Genomic DNA, 23,621 nt, shown 5'->3' on the forward strand with positions numbered 1-23,621 from the left:
TATTTTTGAAACTTAAATTCACAATTATGCAAATTGTATTCGCCACCAACAATAAAAACAAAATTAAAGAAGTACAATCGCTAGTACCGCAACATATTCAACTACTGAGTTTAAAAGACATTGGTTGCCTTGAAGAAATTCCAGAAACTACTGGCACTATTGAAGGTAATGCACAACAAAAAGCCAGTTATGTAAAAGACAACTATGGTTACGATTGTTTCGCAGATGATACAGGTTTGGAGGTAGATGCATTACATGGTGAGCCTGGCGTAGACACAGCATATTACGCAGGTCCGCAACGCAGTGCAGAAGATAATATGAACAAACTGCTTACCAATCTTAAAAATGCGACCTCTCGTAAAGCGCAGTTTAAAACCGTAATTGCATTGCATCTCAACGGTAAAATAGAAACTTTTACTGGCATCTGCAGAGGTGAAATTACAAGAGAAAAACAAGGTGATAAAGGCTTTGGTTACGACCCAGTTTTTAAAGCTGAAGGCTACACCCAAACTTTTGCTGAGATTTCTTTAGAAGAAAAAAACAAGATTGGACATCGTGGTAAGGCAGTCACACAATTAATTGCGTTTTTGAATCAGTTTTAACAAAAAATATATGGATTAATAGCCATAACTATTATCTTTAAATAAACTTAGATTATTACTGTTTTTAATAAAAAACGCTATAGCATACTTATAAAACTTATGAAAATTCATCATATACTTTTTCTTGCACTTATTGTTTTTAGCTGCGAAACAAAAAAGGAAAACACCTCGTTGAATCCAGAAAACTGGTCTAAAAGAGCTATTGAACTAAAAACATCAGACTCTTTAGAGTATGGCAAATCTTATCTTTCTGTCTACTCTCAAATCTATAGCTTAACCGAACACACAAAACATAATCTCACCTCTATGGTTAGTATGCGAAACACAAGCGATAAGGATACCATTTACCTGTTAAGAGCTGAGTATTACGACACACATGGTAAATCTGTAAGAACCTATTTTGATTTTCCTATTTATCTTGCGCCAATGGAAACCACAGAAATAGTTATAGACGAAGTTGATGTTTCTGGTGGTACAGGCTCTAATTTTATTTTTGAATGGAAAATCCCAACCAACTGCCCTGCACCACTTTTTGAAGGAGTGATGACCTCAACTATGGGACAACAAGGCCTATCCTTTACAACAACAGCCAAAAGGATTAAATAATATTACTAACCATTGAAAAATACGTAATGTTACGTATTGACTTGTTTATTTAAAAACCCGAACTTCGCTTATCGGTGGATATAAATCCTTCAAACAGATTCATATCCAAATCGTTGTGCATAATATAGTCCTATAGCTATGAAGAAAAAATTGATTTTTATTTTAATCCTTTTCACGGTAATATTTACGAGCTGTGAAAAAGAACCTCTGCCGGCTGATATAGAAACTATAATTTTTGGTGAAATTTATGATTCAACGAATGATTTACCAATAATCAATAAGAAATTAAAGATAGCTGAGTTCAGAGAAATAAGTACGTTATCCGGAGTTAGTTCAATTTTCAATGGATATATAGACTCAACATATACAAACATTAATGGGGCATACAATCTACCCTTCAAAACATCAGGAAATGGAAGTAGATACGTAATCCAAATTGAGTATAATAAAGAAGTTCATATTTTTGATTCCGACGAAACTATTCAAGATGAAATTATTGGACAACAGTTAGAATTAAATTTTGAGGCATTACAACTTTATCCAGTCGACTTAAGGGTAATTACTACAGATATAATAAATCAAGAAATTACAGTTTATCAACAATTCCCAGGTGGAATAACTGACAGAATACCACCTGCAACACAAAATTCTGTTAGAAGAATTTGGATTGATAAAAATATCGTAAATAATATTAACTTTAGTATTCGAGAACCAAACCCTAACCTAAACTATGACATTGAAATTCCAATTAATGATACTACAGAATTATATGAATATGAAGTTGAAATAAATTCATCTGATTTTGAATAAATACTATGTACAACACGGTATAAAGCTCATAGCTAATTAGTTGTTCAAACGAAGTTAAGTGGTATTTGGAAATCGTCAAATTTAAAAATCTGGCTTGTGATTAATCCGAAAAATAATTGCTAATTTTCACGCAACAAGCCATACACAAAACCGATAAGCGTAACAAAACCTCACCAATCCAAATAAAAGACTATCTTTGCGCAAAAATTCGCGTATATTAAAGAAAACGCGAGAACCTCAGAGTGAGGTGTGTTACGAGAAGTTTTGGTTTAAGTATGTCGATACGCTTCTAATGTAACACTACATTAATTTATCGCATACATTAAATACAAGAATGAGTACATTCCAAAACCTTGGTCTTAATGAAGACCTTCTTAATGGTATTTCAGATTTAGGATTTGAAACACCAAGTGAAATCCAACAAAAAGCAATTCCAGTATTATTAGAAGAAGAACGCGACCTAGTAGCATTGGCGCAAACTGGTACAGGAAAAACCGCAGCATTTGGTTTTCCGATGCTTCAAAAAATTGATATCAATAGCAGAACCACGCAAGGGCTTATCCTCTCACCTACCAGAGAATTATGTTTACAAATCACCAACGAGTTAAAATTGTATGGTAAATACTGTAAAGGCCTAAACGTTGTTGCCATTTATGGTGGTGCAAGCGTAACAGACCAAGCCAAGCAGATTAAAAAGGGTGCACAAATTGTTGTTGCTACTCCTGGTCGTATGAAAGATATGATTAGCCGTAATCTGGTAGATATTTCTAAAATACAATACAGTGTTTTAGACGAAGCCGACGAAATGCTAAACATGGGCTTTTATGACGATATTACGGATATTTTATCACATACACCAATGGATAAAAGTACTTGGTTATTTTCTGCAACCATGCCAAAAGAGGTGGCTACCATTGCAAAAGAGTTTATGTACGACCCAATTGAAATTACAGTGGGTAACAAAAACGAAAGTACAAGCAATGTTTCGCATGAGTATTATTTGGTTAATGGTCGTGATCGTTATTTGGCATTAAAACGTTTGGCAGATGCTAATCCTGATATTTTCTCGGTAATTTTCTGTAGAACAAAACGCGATACACAAAAGATTGCCGAAAAGCTTATTGAGGATGGTTACAGTGCTGGAGCATTACATGGTGATTTAAGCCAAAATCAACGTGATTTAGTTATGAAATCGTTTAGAAACAAGCAAATACAAATGCTTGTGGCTACAGATGTTGCTGCACGTGGTATTGATGTTGATGATATTACACACGTTATCAATTACCAATTACCAGACGAAATAGAAACTTACACACACCGTTCTGGTCGTACCGGTAGAGCAGGTAAAACTGGTGTTTCTATGGTCATTGTTGCTAAGAGCGAAGTACGAAAAATAAAAAGTATTGAGCGCATCATTAAGAGACAGTTTGAAAAAAAAGATATTCCTTCTGGTATGGAAATCTGCGAGGTGCAATTAATGAACTTGGCCAATAAAATTCATAATACAGAAGTTAATCACGAGATTGATAAGTACTTAGACAGCATTAACGAACTGTTTGAAGACACTGAAAAGGATGAATTGATTAAAAAATTCTTTTCGGTTGAGTTTACACGTTTCTTTAACTACTATAAAAACTCTAAAGACCTTTCAGTTTCAGACTCTGGCCGTAGTAGTGATGATGGGGGAAGAGCCTCTGGCACAGACACACGCTACTTTATTAATGTTGGTCGTAAGGATGGTTATGACTGGATGTCTTTAAAGGATTTCTTAAAAGAAGTTTTAGAGCTTGGTAGAGATGATGTCTTTAAAGTTGATGTAAAGGATAGTTTTTCATTTTTCAACACCGAAAAAGAAAACGAAGAGAAAGTCTTAGCATTTTTTACGGACTTTAAGTATAATGGTCGCTTTGTTAATGTAGAGGTTAGCGAAAATAAAGGACGTAGTGGTGGCGGAAGACGCGACAGAAATCGTGGCGGAAAACGCAAAGGTAATGACAAATCTCGTGGTGATAGACGTTCTAGACGCAGTAATGATTCTGGAAGACAAGATGGAAGACGTCCTGATAAATCCCCTAAAAAAGGGAGACGTTCTGCATCAGACAGACCACGCAGATCTAGAAGAAAATAAATGTTTTAGCGTCTCAGACTAAAATGACCTGTAAAAACTTTGTTGATATTAGGCCGTATAACTTTAAACCAATAATCATTTGCTGGTAAACTTTTTCCTTCAAAAGTTCCATCCCAGCCTTGACTATTGCCTTTAAACTTTGCAATACGCTTTCCGTAACGGTCAAAAATTTCAATTAACAGATCTGGCTCGGAAAAATAGGGTTTAACGTTCCAGTAATCGTTCATACCATCGTTATTTGGAGTAAAGAATTTTGGATAAGATAGCAGATAGACGTCTTCGGAGACTTTTCCACATCCATTTTTATCTTTTACAAAAACTGTGTGGTCGCCAGCTGGTACATTTGTAAAAACGTTAGCATCCTGATAATTTACATTATCAAGAGAATACTGGTAGTCACCAATACCATTTACTGTAATAGTTATTGTGTTTATTTCGTTTGGCAGATCATTAACTTCTATTGAAAGTACTGTAGCTTTATCAGACTCTGTAACAATAAATTCTTTTGTGTTTGAACAAAGTATTTGTTCTTGACTAGCTGTATTAAACAAATTATTGATTTCAACGCTGTATATACCACTTTGATTAATTGTTATAGATTGTGTTGTCTCTCCTGTAGACCAATTAAAAAGATCATAGCCATCACCTCCATCTAACTCAATTGTCTCACCACGACACAGATAAACAATTTCTGAAGTGCTTCTAGGTGACGGCAAAACAAACAGATTAAAAGACGTCAAATTAAAACAATCCGGACTATTTCTATAATAAACTCTCGCATAAAGTGTTTGCGGGTTAGACACATTAGTATAGTTATAACTTAAAGGGCTTATACTATTTATTGCATTAATTTCTGAAGTATAGAATTCTACAATAAGCTCAGCCTCTGTTTGGCCTGCCCTAATTTCAGCAGCTTTTTGCCTCAGGTTAAAATTCATGAAATCCGTATTATTATTACTACATAAATAATAATTATCTGGCTCATTGACAATTGGTTGATTTAAGATATTTACTTCCTCAGTCAAAAAAATGGTTTCAGTTGCGCTAGTTATCGTAGCAGTAACTGTATAACTACCTTGATTTTGATAGGTATGTGTAGGATTAAAAACATTGGAAAATGACCCGTCACCAAAATCCCACGTAACAGCTAAGGCATCTAGATTTTGAGGGATCTCAAAATTAGTACTTTCACCAAAACAGTTGCTAGTTATTGAAATTTTGGGATTAAAAAATGATTGTACAAAAGAAGGTAAACCTAATGTTGCAACTTTATCATTAAGACTAATATATTCATTAATATAATCTACATTTAAACCTAAGGAATTAGGGTTTGCAATGACATCTAAACTTGTTTTCCCAAAGTTACTTACGTAAATTTTTCCATCTACTGCCAATTGTAAGGCACCAAGTATTGTTTGACTACTGTAAATAACGGTATCTGAATTGATAACATCATTTGGATCTGATAGCGAAAGATCAAATTGATGCACTTCTGATGCATATTCCTGAGAAAAAAGATGAGTTGAAACATAGAGACGATTACTATTTCTGGAAAACTCAACTCCATATGCACCTTCTATCGATGATATATTTTGATCAAAAAGCTCAAATATAAAAATAGGGTCAGATACTTCGCCCGTACTTGTGTTGAAATTAAACACTTCTACTCCTGCATTAACACCTCCTGCTTTTGCAATTGCTATTCTACTTCCATTTGGTGAAAATTTTAAATGACCTATGGCTTCAGTAAAATTATAGACGACTCCAAAGTTCTCATCTACTACTGGCACACCATGAACGGTGCCTACTGAAGATATTACAGGATCTACGTTAATGCCTGCTTCATTAATTTTATATGCTAAAAAATTATTATTACCCCATTGGTGAGCCAACAACCAGTAACTAAAATTATCCGCATGAAGAACCGCGGAAATTTTTTCGGTAACATTAGCTATTAAATCCTCATTTTTAATTGAAGTTACATCACCTAATCCAGAATTAAGACTCATATCCACTAAAGAATATTTTAAACCGTTAGAACCAGCTTCGCTGTCTGTAGTAAAAATATAGTATAAATTTGAGGAACCTGGCTTTGGTATTATTAATGCAGATTGGGTACTCGAGTGGTTTCCAGTTAGACCTTCACCATTTGGCATAACTTGATTTGTACTATCCCAAACCCTAAGACCATCGGTATAAAACAAAATATTGCCATCATCATCAGAAATGGTTGAACATCCTTCTATTGTAGACATCTGTCCATCATTTAAGGCTATTGGCTGATCACCAGTAAACTCTAAACCAGCGTTATTACCAAAATACCAAGTAGATGTTTCTTGTTGACCAAAAACCCTAAGAATTGCAAAAGAGAACAAGAAAAATAATAGTATTGTTTTCTTCAAAGCTCTAGCTTACATATTATTAAAATAAAAACTCAAGTCACTAAACCGTAAGATATAAGTTTTTAACAGTTCATCATTAACTCAAATATACAAACAGATCACCTAAAAAATATTGTATATGTTGTTAATATTTAGTCAAATCTTTTTGGTAAAAGTGCAAAATCAGTTTTGTTTATTACCTTTACATTGTATTTAACACTATGCGATACCTACTCATTATATTTTTATGCTTTGCTACAGTTTATAGCTATAGTCAAGATAGTACTGCCACAAAGACACCTGAAACGGTGAAAGGAACTATTAAAAGTTCTACAAATCAAGAGGCTTTAAGCGAAGTTAATATTGTAAATATTAATCAAGTTGTTGGTACAGCTACAGATGATGAGGGTAAGTTTGAAATTAAAGCTAAAGTTAACGACACATTACATCTTTCTTACATAGGTTACAAGTCTATTAAAGTAAGAGTTACAAATGACTGGCTAAAGTTTGGTAACACGGAAATCGTAATGACCGAATTAGCTCTGGCGCTAGAGGAAGTTACCGTAAAATCGCTTGAGCTTACTGGTTACTTAGAGGTAGATATAAAGCAGGTACCTGTTAGAAACAACAACCAATATCGTATTTCTGGCTTGTATGGTAAGGCTTATGAAGGCGGAAAACCTAATATAGCAACTAAAGTTTTAGGTGCTATTTTTAATCCTGCTGATTTTCTTTACAATATGTTTGGTAAGAAGCCAAACGAGATGCATAAGCTTAAAAAGATTAAGGAAGACGACGAAATTAGAAATCAGCTAGCCAAGCGTTTTGATAGAGAAATGCTAATGGTATTACTTCAAGTTACCAAGTACGATTTAGATGAGATTGTTAATCAGTGTAATTACTCTAAAGACTTTATCAATACTGCTAACGATCTTCAAATTCTTGATGCTATAAGTGAGTGCTATGAGGAATACAAAGTGATTCAGCGTAGTAAGGATCGTAAAAATAAGAAGAAAAAAGATAAAGCTTAATTGTTATTGGTGTAATATCGCTCTACTATAGCATCGTAATCCTTAAGTGTTTTTTTAATCCAATCGAAACGTTTTTCTATATATTCTTCTTCAGTTAATCTCCAATTAATATCTGATTTACGCAACCATGATGTAACATGCTGAAGAATTATTGCTGCTGATACCGAAATATTTAAACTCTCGGTAAAACCTACCATTGGTATCTTTAAAAAACAATCGGCTTGGTCTAAAACTTGTTGAGAAAGGCCTTCAGTTTCTCTTCCGAAGAAGAAACAAGACCGTTTAGTAATATCAAAATCAATAAGATCACAATCTTCTGCATGCGGACTTGTTGCTACAATTTGATAACCTTTAGACTTTAAATCTTCAATGCAAGATTTTGTGGTATGATAACGATTTAAGTCTACCCATTTTTGAGCTCCCATGGCAATTTCCCTATCAATCCGCTTAGAGTTTACCTCTTCTACAATATTTACTTCTTGTATTCCAAACACATCACAAGAACGAATAACTGCACTTGTATTATGCAACTGATACACATCTTCTGTGGCTACAGTAAAATATTTAGTCCGCTGAGCTAGGACTTTTTCAAAACGCGCTCTTCGGTTTTCTGTAAGATAGGATTCTAGATGTTCTAATAGTTTTAAATCTGACATGACTCAAAATTAAAAAAATTACTGTCATTGCAAGGAATGTAGAACGAATGACTTGGCAATTTTAAAATAATTGAATTTCAATGTAAAAGATTATCGCGCTACGCTCGTAATGATAGTATATTTTATATTTTTAATCCATGGAAAAACACATTGTTGTATTAACAGGTGCTGGTATGAGTGCCGAAAGTGGTGTAAAAACCTTTAGAGACCATGATGGTCTTTGGGAAGGACACGATGTAATGAAAGTGGCTTCACCAGAAGGTTTTAGACAAAATCCTGAGCTTGTTTTGGATTTTTATAACCAAAGACGAAGACAGCTTAAAACCGTTGAACCCAACCAGGCACATCTAGACTTAGCTGCACTTGAAAAAAATCACAAGGTCACCATCATCACCCAAAACGTTGATGATTTGCACGAACGTGCTGGCAGTACAGACGTAATACATTTACATGGAGAACTCAAGAAAATACGAAGTACTGGCAATCCAAAGGATATCAGAGTTTGGACAGGGGATATTAACATAGGAGATACCTGCGAGAAAGGTTATCAGCTGCGGCCTCATGTTGTTTGGTTTGGTGAAGACGTGCCTATGATGGATACTGCCATTAAAATTTGTTACGCAGCAGATATACTTGTTATTATTGGAACGAGCATGCAAGTATATCCTGCAGCAAGTTTAATGCATTATGTACAACCAGATACTGAAATATATTATATAGACCCTAAACCAGCGGTAACCAGAAATACTGACATTAAGGTCATTGCAAAACCAGCAACAGAAGGCATGAAGGTTCTCATAGAAATGCTGTGATAAAAAATTGAATTAATCTTACAATTAAGCTAATCACCTTCACTCAACTTAAAAAAGTCATTAACCGGTTTACCGAACACCTTAGATAATTTCAGCGCTAAAACCGTAGATGGTACATAACGATTGGCCTCTATAGAATTTATTGTTTGTCGAGAGACACCTATTTTTTCAGCTAAATCACCTTGAGTTAGATTGAGAATAGCACGTTCTACCTTTATTGTATTTTCCATCATCGATTACGTTTTAAAACTTCAAAAAACATAATCTGAATAATAAGCATAAATGATAAAACCTGAAAATAACTAAAAGAACTTGACGATATTGGTTTGCCAAGTAAGTTAAAAACCAAAACATCAACAATAGGTTGAATTAAAGCGTACAAAACAGCTAAAATAAAAGCTAATCTAAATGACTTTGCTCTTAAAGAAACTATCATTTCATCTTCGGTTTTTTCTTTACTCAAAGCTATTACTAATAGACCTACTAATAAGGCCTTGCGAAAACCAAACCTAACCCACTCAGTATTTACTTCGTTAAATTTTAAGACAATTGTTGCAACGAATATTATAAAACAAAATATGATTCCTTTGATTTTCCAATGATTATTCAATTGAAACTGTGACCATTTTTCAATTTTAGAACGTTCGCATTTTATAATTTTTTTAGCATTCATTATTGACAAATATATTTTATAATTAGTAAAATAATTTTTACTATATGACAAATATACTTTACATTTTAATTTTACACAAGTGATTTAACAAGAACTTGATATTTTTAATCATATAAGTGAACTTCGTTATTGGTGGATATAAATCATTGAAACGGATTCATATCCCAAGCGATAAGGAATTCTCAACGATTCTTTTCCTCAATCCATTTACTCAAATACTTGGTACTTTGTAAAGTTTGATGCTGTAGTATATTACCAATAAAGTTATTTTGACGATGGCTTTTTAAATCAGTTCTTAAATCTTCTATTTTTTGTGTAAACTCGTCTTTGAAATTAGATTTATCAAAACGATGCTTTAAAACCATAAAACCGATGTTTTGTTTGTCTTTCCAAACTTCTTCTTTGGTATAGAGTTCTAATGCTTTTTGGGTAAAAGATTTTGGATCATCTGTAATGAATCCATTTACAAAGACACTTCGACTACGCTCAGTGTGACACACATCTTTTGACCCATTATCAAACATACCTTCAGCAGCAATTCTGGACATAACACATGGTGTACCATTTTGCATGGCATCGACAAGCTTGCCTTTTAGTCCTGCACCAAAACGCAATGGAGCTAAACATACCTTTGCTTGTTGCATTACATCGTTTACATCTTCTGCAAAACCTTTAATTAAAAAACCGTCTTTTTTGTTATGTAGTTGCGTTACTTTTTGAGATTCGTAAGCACCATAAATATGTAACTCTGCTTTCGGCAATTGCTGTCTTATTAATGGCCAAATGGATTGTTTTAGAAATAACACTGCATCATAATTTGGTGGATGCAAAAAATTACCAATGGTTATAAAATGTTGTCGCTCTTCAAATTTCGGTAATTGTGTTATAGCTTCTACTGCAACAGGTTCTAATAGAAACGGTAAATAATGTAGTAAGCTTCTATCAATCTTAAACTGTTGGGTTAAAATGTCTATTTCAGCTTCAGAGATTATTAAGCTTAAATCGCAACGATAAATACTGGCGATTTCGCGTTTAGTGGTATCGTTTTGCAAATGCTCAACTGTAACATCTACACCTTCTTTTAAAGCCAGTTCCCTAGCCTTGCGTATACCGTGAAAATCTTCAGTATCCAAAACACATAAAGCATTTGGACATTGTTCAGCCACACGCCAGCCATATTGCTCTTCTACCATAAACCGATCAAAAAGCACAACATCTGGTTGCAATTGACTTATAAAGGCATCAAAAGACACATCATTCAATAGTATGCTTTGTGTCTTTACATCGAGTAGAGATAAATCGTAAGTATTATCAGAAGTTTTGGCAGCAGAGGCAAAAGTAATTTCAAAATCCTGATTAAGAAATTGCTCAATAAGTTGCAACATTCTACTACCAGCAGCAGAACTTTTGGGCTCTGGCCAAACAAAACCAATGATTAGTAATTTATTTTTCATTAAATATTCAAAGATAATGTGTCATTGCGAGCATAAGCATGGCAATCTGTTGAAGTAATAACTAAAAATAAAGAGATTGCCACGTCCTTCGTCTTCGCAATGACAGTCTAGCCTTTATTTGTTCTCTTCTATTGTGGATCTTTTAAGAAAGCATACTTAATTCTAGCCATTTTCACCCACTCTTCTATGGCTTCAATCTGTTCTTTGCTGAGTTTAGCATCGCTATGCGTCCAGGTATAGCTAGGTAATGGCATATGGCCTTCTCCAACTTCTTCAGCTAGTTCTTCTAGTTTGTGATCTTTTTTCTTGTCTGAATAATCATTCCATTTAGATACATTAAAATCTCCTTTACCATGTCTTACATGATCTGCCATCCAATAATTTACTGGTGTAATATTACTGTACCAAGGATAACGGGTATGGTCGCTATGGCAATCAAAACACGCATTTTTTAAAATTAAATGCACATCTTCAGGTGGATTTGTATCTGCTATAAAAGCTTCAACCGTAGCAATGTCGCCATCATTCTTTTCTGGTCCAAAAAATTGAGCAATTATAAAAACAACAAGAAGTAATAAAGCGATTCTTTTTAAAATTTTCATTTTTGATTAATTTAGAAATCTAAATTTACGTCAGTTTGAGTGATTTTCGAAAGAAAATTATATCGAAAACAAGTAAATTTAGTACAAATTAATTTTCGATACTTTTTTACTTACTCAATGTGTTAAAAAACACTCGACATGAGACAAGGTCGAACTGAGCGAAGCTAATTGACAATTATTTTGACAAAAGCACAACTTTATAAGGAATTAAATTACGTTAACCACTCTCGTGAGAAGCGATTACATTATGCCAATTTGGTATTAAATCAGCCTGAATTAGTAAAACCACTTCTGAAAATATTATTTGATGTAGATGATAAAATTTCGTGCAGAGCAGCTTGGGTGTTTGAATTTATGTGTGGCGAAAATCTTGAGGTTATTATTCCGCATTTAGACACCTTTACACAAAACATTTCAAAAGTACACCTAGATCCTGCGGTACGACCAATGGCTAAAATCTGTGAATACTTAATAACAGCTTACTACGAAAAACATGAAACAAAGATAAAACTGCACCTTAGCGAATCTCACAAAGAAAAAATTATTGAAGCTTGTTTTGATTGGATGATTAATGACGAAAAAATTGCACCTAAAGCCTACTCTATGAATTCGCTTTATTTACTAGGCACAGAATATGATTGGATTCACCCAGAATTGGCAATAATTTTAGAACGCGATTTTCAAATGCAAAGCTCAGGTTTTAAAGCCAGAGCAAGGCATATTCTAAAAAAAATCAATAAATAGGATGTAAAAAGTGCAAAGTATTTCAGTTCTATTTCTTTCAAACTTTACACTACTTACTTTACACTTTTCAACTTACTTCACTATCTTTGATGCTTCTAAAAAACCAACTTAAATGGCACTTACAGCACTTAGCGCAATTTCACCGATAGATGGCAGATACAGATCTAAAGTAGAGGCTTTAGGTAATTATTTTTCTGAAGAAGCTTTAATAAAATATCGTGTTTTAGTAGAGATTGAATACTTTATTGCGCTATGCGAATTGCCTTTACCTCAACTAAAATCAGTTTCAACCAGTGTTTTTGAAGATTTAAGAGCCATCTACAAAAACTTTACACCAGTTGATGCTGCTGCAATAAAAGAGATAGAAAAAGTAACCAATCACGATGTAAAAGCGGTTGAATACTTCATTAAAGAAAAGTTTGATGCCCTAGGTTTATCTGACCATAAAGAATTTATTCATTTTGGGCTTACATCTCAAGACATTAACAACACTGCAATTCCGCTAAGTATAAAGGAAGCCATGAACGATGTTTATACTCCTGAATACTTAACCTTACTGAAAAAAATTGAAGACTTAGCAGAGGAATGGAAAGCTATACCAATGTTGGCCAGAACACATGGCCAACCTGCTTCACCTACACGTTTAGGTAAGGAGATTGACGTGTTTGCGGCAAGATTGAAGGAACAGTTTAACCTTTTAAACGATGTACCAAGTGCTGCTAAATTTGGTGGTGCGACAGGTAACTTTAATGCGCATAAAGTGGCTTATCCTAATGTAGACTGGAAAGCCTTTGGAACGTCTTTTGTACAAGAAAAGTTAGGTTTACAGCACTCGTTCCCAACAACACAGATAGAGCATTACGACCATATGGCTGCTTTATTTGATGCGTTAAAACGCATTAATACTATTATCATAGATCTAGACAGAGATATCTGGACATACGTATCTATGGATTATTTTAAGCAAAAGATTAAAAAAGGTGAAGTTGGTAGCTCTGCGATGCCACATAAAGTAAACCCAATAGATTTTGAAAACAGTGAAGGTAACTTAGGTATTGCCAACGCTATTTTTGAACATCTTTCTGCTAAATTACCAATATCTAGATTACAGCGCGATCTAACAGATAGTACAGTTTTAAGAAATGTTGGTGTACCGTTTGGGCACACAATTATTGGTTTTAAATCTACCTTGAAAGGATTAGGCAAATTACTTTTAAATGCTTCTAAATTTGAACAAGACTTAGAAAACAATTGGGCAGTTGTTGCTGAAGCAATACAAACGATACTGCGTCGTGAAGGGTATCCGAATCCTTATGAAGCATTAAAAGGCCTTACAAGAACTAATGAAGCAATTACTAAAAAATCAATTTCAGAATTTATTGATACTTTAGAGGTTTCAGATGCTATTAAATCTGAATTGAAAACAATATCACCTAGTAATTACACTGGTATATGAAACTCTTTCCGATAAGTAAAAATTCTTTAGCACTTCTTTTTGTTGCTGTTATTACTTTTGGTTTTTTTACAGCCGGAATGTTTGAGGTATTGGATTATTTTATCATTAAAGCTTTATTATTTACACTTTTTGCTGGCTTGCTAGTTCTTGCTTTTGTGCAAGCACTAAAAAATGACACCAAAAAAAATCGCCCTGAAGACGAGCTTCAAGACGATTCTAATTAACATTTTAAATAACTGTCAGTTTATTTAAAAAAGTCTGTTATACCATTAAGGTTTGTATTATCAAAATTCATATCCTTTAATACAGATTGTAAAGACATTAGTTTTCCAGCATTCATATTATCTCCCAATACTCTTGCAACTACAAAACCTTGATCACTAGCGTTGCCAAAAATAATGAGTTCGTCTACATTATCAACGTCACCTATAAACATTACTTTAAATCGTCCATCCGTACTATTCCCTCCGCGCATTAATTCTTCGTAATTAGGATTTTTAAGGATGGTATTTACTTTTGCAAGTTCTAATTCGTATTCCTGTGTATTATTCGCATCTAATCTAAAGGCTAAAATGTTTATCTTATCCATTGATTTGTACGCTTCTTCCTGTTCTTTTGTTAGCTCAACTTCTTCAATATTTAGTAAGTCAACAGGTGCATCTATAGATAAGAAGCCAGGTTTAGGCTCGTTCTCTACAAAGTAAGTTTGCAACGTTGGCCCTTGGTTGCAACTTGTGTAAGCCACAACCAAAAGCAACATTACTATTGATTTTTTGATTGATTGTATCATAACTATTAGTCGTTATTGTTTTTATCAGCCTTTTTTAACTGATCACCACCTGGAATATCCATTTGGTTTGTGATTTTAGAAACTTGTCTTAAATCGATGTCTCCAGTAAGGGTTAATAGAACTGTCTCTATTTCACGCTTTTTTCCGTTTATTTCAATGTCTTGACCTTCTGTAAGTTCTTTCAACCCAGTTACAAACATTAATAACTCTTTAACGTGATTTTCATCTTTTCCTTCCTTAACGTAAAATTTAACGGTTTGCTCACCATCTTTTATACGCATTAACTCTTCAAGGTCAGATGATTTTAAATACTTATCCACGGTAGCTTTCATGTCTGTAGATATTTTTTCGTCACCTGTAGTAAATACTTTAAGACCTGTAATCTTTTTTACCATTTCCATGAATTCCTTTGCTTCAGGATCATCTACATCTAGATCTATTGTAGCTAACATTCTGAAAGCTTTTTGAGTAACAACAATTGATGTTACATCTTTCATGTCTTCATACTTATCAAAGATGCTCTGCGCACCTGATAACATTGGTGCTAAAATAAGCGCGATTATTACAATTACTTTTTTCATAATTCTTTAATTTTTGTGTGTGTTTTACTTGTTTTTAAATATTCTGTTTGTTGCTTTTGAAAACTCAGTTAGCCTACTCGCTTCTTCTAAACCTTGATTAAGATTATCAGAAACTAAGGTTAATGAATTAAGTTGTTCTTTACCTTCGTTCATTCCTATTGAAACTAGACTTAAAGCTTCCATGGTCTTATTATAGGTTTCCATTGCTAATTCTTTTTGTCTTATCTCTTCTTTTGAAGGACCAAGAATTTGCGGAATAATAAGACCTAACATAAGAACCGTGACTGCTGCGACAGAAATCCATTGATACATTTTTGTTCTCTTAGGTTTTAATGGAACGTCTTTGGTGTACTGCTCTTGCTGTGCCTGAGAAAAGTATACAAACATAGGTTTGTAATGTTCTAAATGCGGTGCAACATCACTACCTGTAAAGTAATCTCTTAGCTGAGTTTCTTCTGCCAGTGTTGTCTCTGCATTGTTATACTTTTCTATTAACTTTTCTATATTATTTAATACCATGTCTATGTGTATTAGTTAATTTTTCTCTTATTGTTTTTCTTGCTCTAGATAGATTAACACGCACTGCGGTTTCATTCATATCTAGCATTTTAGCTATCTCAGCAAAATCGTACTGTTCTATATCTCTTAGCTGAACTATTATTTTTTGTTGTTCGGGTAAATCTTCCATGATTCGAGATACCCAATCTACACTATCTTTAGCTTCAACTTGCTTTTGTAATGACGCATTGTTATCAGTATAATTACTGTGAACAATTTTTAAATTTTGTGCTTGTTTAGATTTTAGTCTGTCCAAACAAAAATTCTTTGTCATTGTCATAGAGAAGGCTTCAACATTTTTATAATCTTCAATCTTCTCTTTATTCTTCCATAATTTCAACAGTATTTCTTGTGTAGCATCTTCAGCTTCTTCTCGCGAAACCAATAAACGCTTGGCTAAACGAAATACTTTATCCTTAAATGGCATTACCAAGCTTACAAAATCTGCCTGCTTCATTACTTTTTTGATTGGTGGTTAAAGGTGTTTTTTATAGACCTTCAACATTACGACGATACACTTTACAATTTGTTACAAAGTTTTTTTATTTGTAATAATGTAAGTAAATTTAGAGTTTTACAGACATAATGTAAAGTATTGCTATTATTAAGAAAAAAAGCTATGAAAACTTTAAAAAAAATTTTTACCAAAACATTTATTGTAACCACTTTAATATGCCTAGCTTTTACAAGCTGTTTTGAAGACCAAGACGATAATCTTATTTCTAGTACTGACATTAAAGATTTTGTATGGAAAGCTATGAATGCCTATTATCTTTACAATAGCAATATTCCTGATTTGTCTAATGATAGATTTGGCATTAATGGTATTAATGACCGTTATGATAAAACGGAAGAATACCAAGCCTATTTAGACGATTTTGAATCACCGGAAGAATTATTTGAAACTTTAAAGTTTGATACTTTAGACGATTTTAGTGTAATTGTCCCTAATTATTTTGATATTTTAAACGCTCAACAAGGCACAATATTAACCAATGGATTAGAGTTTAGACTTTATTTTATACCTGGCAGTGATGCGCAACTATTTGGTGCTATAACCTTAGTACTTAACAACAGCGTAGCCGATAATCTAGGATTAGTGAGAGGGCAAATTTTTAGAGCTGTAGATGGTGTCAATTTAACAGTGGAAAACAGAATAGAATTGTTAAGCCAAGATACCTATACCTTAAACTTTGCTAATTATTTAACAAATGGCACTTCTGAAGTAGAAGACGACACCATTGAATTAAATGGAGAGAGCATCTCTCTTTCTAAAGAAGCTTATACAGAAAATCCTATCCATATTGCAGAAGTTCTTGATTTTTCTGGTACCAATGTTGCCTATCTTATGTATAATGGATTTACCAGCACTTTTGATGGTCAGTTGAATTCTGCATTTGCTCAGTTTCAAGCTGAAGGTGCTGAAGAACTGATCTTAGATTTAAGATATAATGGTGGTGGTAGCATACAAACTGCTGTGCATTTAGCTAGCATGATTACAGGACAATTTAATGGACAAGTATTTTCCAAACTATTCTATAATGATAATCAACAAGTACAGAACAGAGATTACGAATTTACAAATACGTTATCCAATAGTGCCGCTATTAATAGCCTTAATTTAAGTAAGGTTTATGTATTAACTTCTGCAAGTTCAGCCTCAGCAAGTGAACTAATTATTAATAGCCTCAGACCTTATATTGAAGTTGTACATATTGGTGACACTACAGCAGGTAAAACCCAATCTAATAGATTAGTTTTTGACTCTCAAGATTTTGACACACAAAATATAAATGTTGGTCATAACTATGCATTAATTCCCCTAACAGCTAATTCAACAAACGTAAACGAAATTTTAGTACCAGCATCTGGTCTCATACCTGATATTCCGTATATTGAAACACCGGGAAATTTAGGTAGCTTAGGAACCTCATCAGATCCACTTTTAGCAACTGCAATTGTAGAAATAACAACAGATGACAGACCTGCCAGTAGAACATTTGAAACGCAAATTAGAACTTTGGAAAGTCAAATTAAATTTTCACCTATTGAAAATTTAATGTTTGAAGATCAATAAAAAAAGCCGCTCATAGAGCGGCTTTTTATCTTTTATAATTTTAAATTAAATCCAAAATTAAATCCTCTTCCTCTCGTTTCAAACCCAAAAAGCTCTTGGTATTCTTCATTAAAGATGTTGGTTACATTAGCAAATAATGTCATCTTATCCCTAAAAACTTTATGACTCACATAAAAATCTGTAATAATAAATGGCTCTAGATTTACTGTTACATTCTCAAAAGTAGTATTATCAAAGAAAATGTCATTCCTATCATCATTAAACTGATATGATAACCCTAAAGTTGTCTTATCACATAATTGATAATCAACTCTTGCATTAATCTTTAACTCTGGAATACGCAAACCTAAGTCTTCATTAACAACCGTATAAGTAACATTGGTATTGAGATTTAAATTCTTAATTGCAGATACGTTGGCTACAAACTCTAGACCATTTGCATTGAAGGATTCTTCAATATTTTGATACTGAAAAACAAAACCTCCTGTATCAACAAAATCAATAAAATTCTCTTCATTTCTATTAAAATAAACTAAACTTAATGTAGCTTTATTTTCTAAGTGCAGTTCAGCTCCTATTTCGAATGTATCATTTTCTTCTGGGTCTAGATTTGGATTTCCAAAATTTGGCTCAAATAATTGATATAAGGAAGGTGTTATAAATGCCGTACTATAGCTCACCATACCTTTTATATAACCAAAGTCTAGTTTTTCCTTAAAAGAAGGATTTATACTATACACCAAATGGCTACCGTATTCGCTATGGTTATTTAAACGCATTCCTGCATTTATATTTAGTCCAAAATCTGAGATATAAACTACATTAACATAAGGATCTGTAATAATAAATGTGGCGTTGTCTGGGTTAATAGACTGACTAAAATCAGTTTCACCAAAAGGAATAGAAAAGCTTTCCATCGTATTCTTTTGATAATTAACACCAACAACAGTATAAAACTTATCATTAAAATTATAACGGTTGAAGGCATCTACCACTATACTTTGTGCATTAAATGTAGAAGGAAAATCAGACTCTATTTCTCTTTCAACATTATTATAGGCAGCGTTTAATATTACTGTTCCGTTATTATAATTGTACTCTGGTGATAAGCCTATTCTATACTGGTTAGACGTACTCACATTATCAGCATCCATCATACCGAAGCTATCATCAAAATCAGCTTCATAATTATCAAAACTTGTATAGGCTTTAACTTTAAATTCATTATTAAACTTATAACTCAGTTTTAGGTTTCCATTATTACTTTTAAACTTATCAGACTCGGTTGTATTTTCGATTGCTGATAAGCCATCTGTAGATTGTAGACCAAAACTTGCCAAATAGCTCAGTTTATCAACAGTTCCATTAATGGAAATACTATTACTAAAATCCTCTAAAGCATAACTTTTATCTTCTGAAGATCTGTTAGTTCCTACCGTGCTTCTTAGATTGATATTGACTTTCTTTTTTGAAGCTTCCCTTAATTTAATATTAATAACAGCGGACGCTGCACCTGTACCATACAATGTACTTGAGGCACCTTTTAAAATCTCTATAGACTCTACCTGATCTGCATTTAATAAGCGTAAATCATAATCATTTGCAATTTGTGAAGGGTCAGTTACCTGCACTCCATCAATCATAATTAAGACCTGACGATTTCTACCTCCACGCACAAAATAACTTAGATTTTGACCAGCATTACTTCTAACTCCGTTAATTTCTACACCAACAGTTCTACCAATAATTTCTGCGATACTTTGACCTTGTAATTTTTCTAATTCTTGGGAAGTGATTTTTGTAATGACTTTACCAGAATTTTCGCGTTTTAGCGCAAAGCGAGAATCTGATAATACAACTTCATCTAGTTTTTCTACTTTAACTGAATCCTGTTTAATTTGTGCAGATCCAATTGTGAGCATACCTAAACCTAGTATGCTACAAAACAATTTTGTTTTGTTCATTTAATACATTAATTGCTCGAGAGAACATACAGCGATACTGAGTAAGGCTACTATAAAGACCTAAACTCAATTACCGAGTAAACTTTTATCCCGAAAGTTTGACTTCATTGTTGAAATTGGCAGGTCTCCTGACTTGCGTCTTGCTGCTGGTCTTCCCAGAAAAAATTCCAGTGACATTGAAGGTAACAACAAGCTTTATAGCTTACAGTTGCGGGAACAGTTTTGGATTTTCACCAAATTCCCTTTTAATTCATTCAATAAAAATTGAATAAAACCAGATTTCGGCGTAAAAGTAATGTAATCTTAAAAAATGAAAGGTTTATTTGTCGTTTTTCTTATTCATTTTGTAAATGAGATAGATAAAACCAACTAAAAAATGTGCAATTATAATTCCTGCAATAATATATATGGTTAAATTTGAATCGTCTCTCATTATTGAAGTTTTAACAAAACTACAATTAACAAACATATTAATGAGTTACAATAGTTACATATGAAAGCCCATAATGGGCATTTGGAAAACTAGGTTCATTGCCCCTTAAAAAAAACTAAATCATAAACTATTGACTAATTTTAAATAGATGAGAAAGTCACTTGTTTTTATTCTATTATTCACATTCCTATTTAATTGCAAGGAAGAAAAGGAATCGTTAAGAACGTTTCCTGATTTGCCAAGCAAAGATCAAAGCAGTTTAATATTAAAATATGCTAAAGGGTTTGCTGTTGAAAATTATTCTACCCATAAAATCTTAACGATTAATAGTCCTTGGCCAGAAGCAAAAAAAACATATAAATATCTCATTGTTTCTAAAGAGCAGTTGGCTGTAATGACGTTTCCAAGCGGTGCTTACGATGGTATAATTACGAATAACATTACAAAACTTGTTGTAACTTCAACAACACATATTCCTGCATTAGAATTACTTGGTGTAGAACAAACATTGGTAGGGTTTCCAGGAACAGATTACATATCGTCAGAAAAAACCAGAAAACGTATTGACGATGGACTGGTTAGAGAACTTGGCAAAAACGAAGGTATTAATACAGAAGTATTGTTAGAACTAAACCCAGACGTTGTTATCGGATTTGGTGTAGATGGTGTCAACAAAACTTTTGAAACGATTAGAAAATCTGGTATTCCGGTAATTTATAATGGTGATTGGGTAGAGTCTTCAGCTCTAGCGAAGGCTGAATGGATAAAGTTTTTTGGAGTGTTGTTCAATAAAGAGAAAGAAGCAGATTCTATTTTTAATAATATTGAAAGCGACTATTTAGAAGCTAAAAAAATAGCTGCTAATGCAAAAAAACAACCAACCGTTTTGAGTGGTGCAATGCATAAAGACGTGTGGTATTTACCAAATGGTTCTAGTCCAGAAGCACAATTTTTAAAAGATGCTAATGTTAATTATTTATGGAGTGACACCTCTGGAAACGGAAGTTTAGCACTTAGCTTTGAAGTGGTTTTAGAAAAAGCCCAACATGCTGATATTTGGTTAAGTCCATCCTACTATTCCAGCTACAAACAACTTGAAGAAGCTAGTGAACTCTATACCAACTTTGATGCCTTTAATAATAAATCAATTTATTCGTTTGTTAACACTACGGGTGCAACAGGTGGCGTTTTATATTATGAATTAGGAACAGCAAGACCAGATTTGGTTTTAAAAGATCTTATAAAAATATGCCATCCAGATCTATTACAGAATTACACTCCACATTTCTTTAAACCTCTTAACTAATTGCATAAATCCCAAACATATCAATTTCAGTATGCATTACTTGTAGTAATACTTATTGCTTTCTTTTTTATTAATATTAGTTTAGGCTCTGTAAATATCCCTTTAAGGAGTATAATTGGTAGCCTATTTGGTAATATTGATAACACAACATGGGACGTTATAATTACTAATTACAGGCTACCTAAAGCTATAACATCAATTTTAGTTGGCTCTGGACTTGGAGTTTCAGGATTGTTAATGCAAACCTTATTTAGAAATCCATTAGCAGGTCCTTTTGTTTTAGGTATTACGTCTGGTGCCAGTTTAGGTGTCGCTTTAATAATTTTAGGGTCTGGTTTATTTGGTGGATTTTTCGCTACAGCCTTAATCTCAAAATGGAGTATTGTCATTGCAGCCAGTCTTGGTAGTTTCCTAGTATTATTAGCGGTTTTAGCTGTATCGCATAAAGTTAGAGACACCATGGCCATACTTATTATAGGCTTAATGTTTGGAAGCATTACTGCTGCAGTGGTAAGTGTGTTATCGTATTTTAGTTCTGCAGAGCAATTGCAACAATACGTTTTTTGGGGTTTTGGCAGCTTAAGCAATTTATCTTGGAAAGAACTCGGTATTTTCTTCTTAATATATCTTGTCGGTATGATTTTGAGTATCATGTCAATAAAGTCATTGAATAGCTTATTACTAGGTGAAAATTATGCCAAAAGTTTAGGTATTAACCTAAAACAAAGTCGGTTTATCATCATACTAGCAACAAGTTTAATTGCAGGAACCATTACAGCATTCGCAGGTCCAATTGCGTTTATTGGCTTGGCCATTCCGCATTTAACGCGTCAAATTTTTAAAACCTCTAATCACAAAATACTATTACCTGCAGTATTTTTGTTTGGTGCTATTACAATGCTTATTTGCGACAGCATAGCACAGGTTCCTGGTAGCGATTACACTTTACCTATTAATGCTATAACCGCTTTGATTGGTGCACCTGTTGTGATTTGGCTGTTGGTTAGACAACGAAAAATTATGTTTTAAATGAAAATGAAAAATCTAACTTGTCATTCCGCACTTAATGCGGAATCTAATGAGATCCTGAATCAAGTTCAGGATGACAGAATTGCTTTTATATCTTGAATTTTAAAAAACCAAATACCATCCTAAAAGCCAAAAACCTATCCATTGGTTACAAGACCAAAAAGGGAGAAGCAGTCATTTCTCAAAACATTAATTTTGAACTGGAAAAAGGACAACTTATCGGTTTGGTTGGTGCTAATGGTATTGGTAAATCTACGCTTTTAAGAACACTAATTAAGGTGCAACCTGCACTATCTGGAACTGTACTTTTAAATGATACAGATTTAAAAACGATATCGTCTTTAGACCTAGCTAAACAACTAAGTATTGTTTTAACCGAAGCATTAACTTCAAAAAACCTCTCTGTATACGAACTCATCGCATTGGGAAGACATCCTTACACCAATTGGGTAGGCAGTTTAACCTCAAAAGATATTGAGATCGTTGAAAACGCCTTTAAGCTGGTTAACATTTCAGAACTTAGAAACAAAAAATGCTACGAACTAAGTGACGGTCAACTGCAAAAAGTAATGATAGCACGTGCCTTAGCACAAGACACAGATATCATTATTTTGGATGAACCCACTACGCATTTAGACATGTATCATAAAGCGTATATTTTAAAATTGCTTCAAAAGCTAACTAAAGAAACAGGTAAAACCATTTTATTTTCATCTCACGAAATTGACTTAGCCATTCAACTTTGTGACACCATGATCGTAATGCAAAAAGAAAATGTTGTTTATGATCAACCTTGCAATCTTATTTCTCAAGGTGTTTTTGAATCCCTTTTTCCTGATGATTTAATTTCTTTTGATAATACTTCTGGAATTTTTAGAGTGAAGAAATAGTCTTTTCATCTTTGAGCTTCATACTACTTACTTCATAC

24 protein-coding genes and 1 riboswitch are annotated in these 23,621 nt (G+C 33.4%); of the genes, 13 read left to right on the top strand and 11 right to left on the bottom strand.

The window, feature by feature from the left end; translation table 11 throughout:
- Window positions 1-26 precede the first annotated feature (26 nt).
- The 4 genes from FC091_RS10590 (at window position 27) to FC091_RS10605 (ending at window position 4,146) form a co-directional block, all read left to right on the top strand.
- Complete coding sequence (locus FC091_RS10590) at window positions 27-602, top strand: non-canonical purine NTP diphosphatase (protein WP_138434246.1); 576 nt, start codon at window positions 27-29, stop codon at window positions 600-602.
- 99 nt (window positions 603-701) lie between these two features.
- Entirely contained in the window at window positions 702-1,208 is a 507-nt protein-coding gene (locus FC091_RS10595) for a DUF3124 domain-containing protein (protein ID WP_138434247.1), read from the top strand.
- A gap of 138 nt (window positions 1,209-1,346) precedes the next feature.
- A complete protein-coding gene (locus FC091_RS10600) occupies window positions 1,347-2,018 on the top strand; it encodes a hypothetical protein (RefSeq protein WP_138434248.1) in 672 nt (223 codons plus the stop codon).
- Between the two features lie 334 nt (window positions 2,019-2,352).
- Window positions 2,353-4,146, top strand: coding sequence for a DEAD/DEAH box helicase (locus FC091_RS10605; RefSeq protein WP_138434249.1), 1,794 nt, complete (start codon window positions 2,353-2,355; stop codon window positions 4,144-4,146).
- Window positions 4,147-4,151: 5 nt separating this feature from the next.
- Here FC091_RS10605 and FC091_RS10610 read toward each other — a convergent pair whose 3' ends face one another.
- On the bottom strand, window positions 4,152-6,548 hold the full coding sequence (locus tag FC091_RS10610) for a T9SS type B sorting domain-containing protein (RefSeq protein WP_138434250.1): 2,397 nt from the start codon (window positions 6,546-6,548) through the stop codon (window positions 4,152-4,154).
- Between the two features lie 200 nt (window positions 6,549-6,748).
- Here FC091_RS10610 and FC091_RS10615 point away from each other — a divergent pair, with 200 nt between their 5' ends.
- Window positions 6,749-7,558, top strand: coding sequence for a carboxypeptidase-like regulatory domain-containing protein (locus FC091_RS10615; protein WP_138434251.1), 810 nt, complete (start codon window positions 6,749-6,751; stop codon window positions 7,556-7,558).
- On the opposite strand, the gene FC091_RS10620 is transcribed toward FC091_RS10615, so the two are convergent.
- Window positions 7,555-8,214: a TrmH family RNA methyltransferase gene (locus FC091_RS10620; RefSeq protein ID WP_138434252.1), complete on the bottom strand. Its 660-nt coding sequence runs from the start codon at window positions 8,212-8,214 to the stop codon at window positions 7,555-7,557. The two genes, FC091_RS10615 and FC091_RS10620, sit on opposite strands and share 4 nt — an antisense overlap.
- A 137-nt stretch (window positions 8,215-8,351) precedes the next feature.
- Between FC091_RS10620 and FC091_RS10625 the strand changes: the two genes are divergently transcribed.
- On the top strand, window positions 8,352-9,026 hold the full coding sequence (locus FC091_RS10625; protein WP_138434253.1) for an SIR2 family NAD-dependent protein deacylase: 675 nt from the start codon (window positions 8,352-8,354) through the stop codon (window positions 9,024-9,026).
- A 29-nt stretch (window positions 9,027-9,055) separates the two neighbouring features.
- Here the strand turns inward: FC091_RS10625 and FC091_RS10630 are convergent, their stop codons facing one another.
- The 4 genes from FC091_RS10630 to FC091_RS10645 all read right to left on the bottom strand — a co-directional run bounded on the left by FC091_RS10630 (window position 9,056) and on the right by FC091_RS10645 (window position 11,755).
- On the bottom strand, window positions 9,056-9,256 hold the full coding sequence (locus tag FC091_RS10630; protein WP_138434254.1) for a helix-turn-helix transcriptional regulator: 201 nt from the start codon (window positions 9,254-9,256) through the stop codon (window positions 9,056-9,058).
- Entirely contained in the window at window positions 9,256-9,699 is a 444-nt protein-coding gene (locus FC091_RS10635; protein ID WP_138434255.1) for a hypothetical protein, read from the bottom strand. Before FC091_RS10635 ends, FC091_RS10630 begins: the two co-directional genes overlap by 1 nt.
- A 182-nt stretch (window positions 9,700-9,881) precedes the next feature.
- The gene (locus FC091_RS10640) at window positions 9,882-11,153 is read right to left on the bottom strand and encodes a glycosyltransferase (protein ID WP_138434256.1); all 1,272 of its coding nucleotides are present in this window, start codon (window positions 11,151-11,153) and stop codon (window positions 9,882-9,884) included.
- 128 nt (window positions 11,154-11,281) lie between these two features.
- Entirely contained in the window at window positions 11,282-11,755 is a 474-nt protein-coding gene (locus tag FC091_RS10645; protein ID WP_138434257.1) for a heme-binding domain-containing protein, read from the bottom strand.
- Window positions 11,756-11,935: 180 nt separating this feature from the next.
- Between FC091_RS10645 and FC091_RS10650 the strand changes: the two genes are divergently transcribed.
- From FC091_RS10650 to FC091_RS10660, 3 genes are all read left to right on the top strand, one after another.
- Entirely contained in the window at window positions 11,936-12,499 is a 564-nt protein-coding gene (locus FC091_RS10650) for an adenylosuccinate lyase (RefSeq protein WP_138434258.1), read from the top strand.
- Between the two features lie 112 nt (window positions 12,500-12,611).
- On the top strand, window positions 12,612-13,955 hold the full coding sequence (purB, locus tag FC091_RS10655) for an adenylosuccinate lyase (protein WP_138434259.1): 1,344 nt from the start codon (window positions 12,612-12,614) through the stop codon (window positions 13,953-13,955).
- Complete coding sequence (locus FC091_RS10660; RefSeq protein WP_138434260.1) at window positions 13,952-14,179, top strand: hypothetical protein; 228 nt, start codon at window positions 13,952-13,954, stop codon at window positions 14,177-14,179. The genes purB and FC091_RS10660 overlap by 4 nt, the downstream gene beginning before the upstream one ends.
- A gap of 20 nt (window positions 14,180-14,199) precedes the next feature.
- Here FC091_RS10660 and FC091_RS10665 read toward each other — a convergent pair whose 3' ends face one another.
- Genes FC091_RS10665 through FC091_RS10680 form a run of 4 tightly spaced genes read right to left on the bottom strand, consistent with a single transcriptional unit; the run spans window position 14,200 to window position 16,341 of the window.
- Window positions 14,200-14,745 (bottom strand): DUF4252 domain-containing protein, encoded by a 546-nt coding sequence (locus FC091_RS10665; protein WP_138434261.1) that lies wholly within the window; start codon window positions 14,743-14,745, stop codon window positions 14,200-14,202.
- A gap of 5 nt (window positions 14,746-14,750) precedes the next feature.
- Entirely contained in the window at window positions 14,751-15,326 is a 576-nt protein-coding gene (locus FC091_RS10670; protein ID WP_138434262.1) for a DUF4252 domain-containing protein, read from the bottom strand.
- A gap of 24 nt (window positions 15,327-15,350) precedes the next feature.
- Window positions 15,351-15,845, bottom strand: coding sequence for a hypothetical protein (locus tag FC091_RS10675; protein ID WP_138434263.1), 495 nt, complete (start codon window positions 15,843-15,845; stop codon window positions 15,351-15,353).
- Entirely contained in the window at window positions 15,832-16,341 is a 510-nt protein-coding gene (locus FC091_RS10680; RefSeq protein WP_138434264.1) for an RNA polymerase sigma factor, read from the bottom strand. The genes FC091_RS10675 and FC091_RS10680 overlap by 14 nt, the downstream gene beginning before the upstream one ends.
- Window positions 16,342-16,503: 162 nt before the next feature.
- Here FC091_RS10680 and FC091_RS10685 point away from each other — a divergent pair, with 162 nt between their 5' ends.
- Window positions 16,504-17,961 carry a S41 family peptidase gene (locus FC091_RS10685; protein WP_138434265.1) on the top strand — a complete coding sequence of 486 codons (1,458 nt, stop codon included), beginning with the start codon at window positions 16,504-16,506 and terminating at the stop codon, window positions 17,959-17,961.
- Between the two features lie 32 nt (window positions 17,962-17,993).
- Here FC091_RS10685 and FC091_RS10690 read toward each other — a convergent pair whose 3' ends face one another.
- Window positions 17,994-19,925 (bottom strand): TonB-dependent receptor plug domain-containing protein, encoded by a 1,932-nt coding sequence (locus tag FC091_RS10690; protein ID WP_138434266.1) that lies wholly within the window; start codon window positions 19,923-19,925, stop codon window positions 17,994-17,996.
- Between the two features lie 101 nt (window positions 19,926-20,026).
- Window positions 20,027-20,220, bottom strand: a riboswitch (cobalamin riboswitch).
- 286 nt (window positions 20,221-20,506) lie between these two features.
- Here FC091_RS10690 and FC091_RS10695 point away from each other — a divergent pair.
- From FC091_RS10695 to FC091_RS10705, 3 genes are all read left to right on the top strand, one after another.
- Window positions 20,507-21,664, top strand: coding sequence for an ABC transporter substrate-binding protein (locus FC091_RS10695; RefSeq protein WP_138434267.1), 1,158 nt, complete (start codon window positions 20,507-20,509; stop codon window positions 21,662-21,664).
- Window positions 21,665-22,693, top strand: coding sequence for a FecCD family ABC transporter permease (locus FC091_RS10700; RefSeq protein WP_138434268.1), 1,029 nt, complete (start codon window positions 21,665-21,667; stop codon window positions 22,691-22,693).
- 95 nt (window positions 22,694-22,788) lie between these two features.
- Window positions 22,789-23,583 carry an ABC transporter ATP-binding protein gene (locus FC091_RS10705; RefSeq protein ID WP_138434269.1) on the top strand — a complete coding sequence of 265 codons (795 nt, stop codon included), beginning with the start codon at window positions 22,789-22,791 and terminating at the stop codon, window positions 23,581-23,583.
- Window positions 23,584-23,621: the final 38 nt, after the last annotated feature.

Origin of the sequence: Winogradskyella algicola, assembly GCF_005869935.1 — a bacterium.
Taxonomy (GTDB): domain Bacteria; phylum Bacteroidota; class Bacteroidia; order Flavobacteriales; family Flavobacteriaceae; genus Winogradskyella; species Winogradskyella algicola.

Coding starts and splice junctions, on each gene's coding strand:
- FC091_RS10590 (WP_138434246.1), top strand. CDS start 27: ATGCAAATTGTATTCGCCACCAACAATAAAAACAAAATTAAAGAAGTA.
- FC091_RS10595 (WP_138434247.1), top strand. CDS start 702: ATGAAAATTCATCATATACTTTTTCTTGCACTTATTGTTTTTAGCTGC.
- FC091_RS10600 (WP_138434248.1), top strand. CDS start 1,347: ATGAAGAAAAAATTGATTTTTATTTTAATCCTTTTCACGGTAATATTT.
- FC091_RS10605 (WP_138434249.1), top strand. CDS start 2,353: ATGAGTACATTCCAAAACCTTGGTCTTAATGAAGACCTTCTTAATGGT.
- FC091_RS10615 (WP_138434251.1), top strand. CDS start 6,749: ATGCGATACCTACTCATTATATTTTTATGCTTTGCTACAGTTTATAGC.
- FC091_RS10620 (WP_138434252.1), bottom strand. CDS start 8,214: ATGTCAGATTTAAAACTATTAGAACATCTAGAATCCTATCTTACAGAA.
- FC091_RS10625 (WP_138434253.1), top strand. CDS start 8,352: ATGGAAAAACACATTGTTGTATTAACAGGTGCTGGTATGAGTGCCGAA.
- FC091_RS10630 (WP_138434254.1), bottom strand. CDS start 9,256: ATGGAAAATACAATAAAGGTAGAACGTGCTATTCTCAATCTAACTCAA.
- FC091_RS10635 (WP_138434255.1), bottom strand. CDS start 9,699: ATGAATGCTAAAAAAATTATAAAATGCGAACGTTCTAAAATTGAAAAA.
- FC091_RS10640 (WP_138434256.1), bottom strand. CDS start 11,153: ATGAAAAATAAATTACTAATCATTGGTTTTGTTTGGCCAGAGCCCAAA.
- FC091_RS10645 (WP_138434257.1), bottom strand. CDS start 11,755: ATGAAAATTTTAAAAAGAATCGCTTTATTACTTCTTGTTGTTTTTATA.
- purB (WP_138434259.1), top strand. CDS start 12,612: ATGGCACTTACAGCACTTAGCGCAATTTCACCGATAGATGGCAGATAC.
- FC091_RS10660 (WP_138434260.1), top strand. CDS start 13,952: ATGAAACTCTTTCCGATAAGTAAAAATTCTTTAGCACTTCTTTTTGTT.
- FC091_RS10665 (WP_138434261.1), bottom strand. CDS start 14,745: ATGATACAATCAATCAAAAAATCAATAGTAATGTTGCTTTTGGTTGTG.
- FC091_RS10670 (WP_138434262.1), bottom strand. CDS start 15,326: ATGAAAAAAGTAATTGTAATAATCGCGCTTATTTTAGCACCAATGTTA.
- FC091_RS10675 (WP_138434263.1), bottom strand. CDS start 15,845: ATGGTATTAAATAATATAGAAAAGTTAATAGAAAAGTATAACAATGCA.
- FC091_RS10680 (WP_138434264.1), bottom strand. CDS start 16,341: ATGAAGCAGGCAGATTTTGTAAGCTTGGTAATGCCATTTAAGGATAAA.
- FC091_RS10685 (WP_138434265.1), top strand. CDS start 16,504: ATGAAAACTTTAAAAAAAATTTTTACCAAAACATTTATTGTAACCACT.
- FC091_RS10690 (WP_138434266.1), bottom strand. CDS start 19,925: ATGAACAAAACAAAATTGTTTTGTAGCATACTAGGTTTAGGTATGCTC.
- FC091_RS10695 (WP_138434267.1), top strand. CDS start 20,507: ATGAGAAAGTCACTTGTTTTTATTCTATTATTCACATTCCTATTTAAT.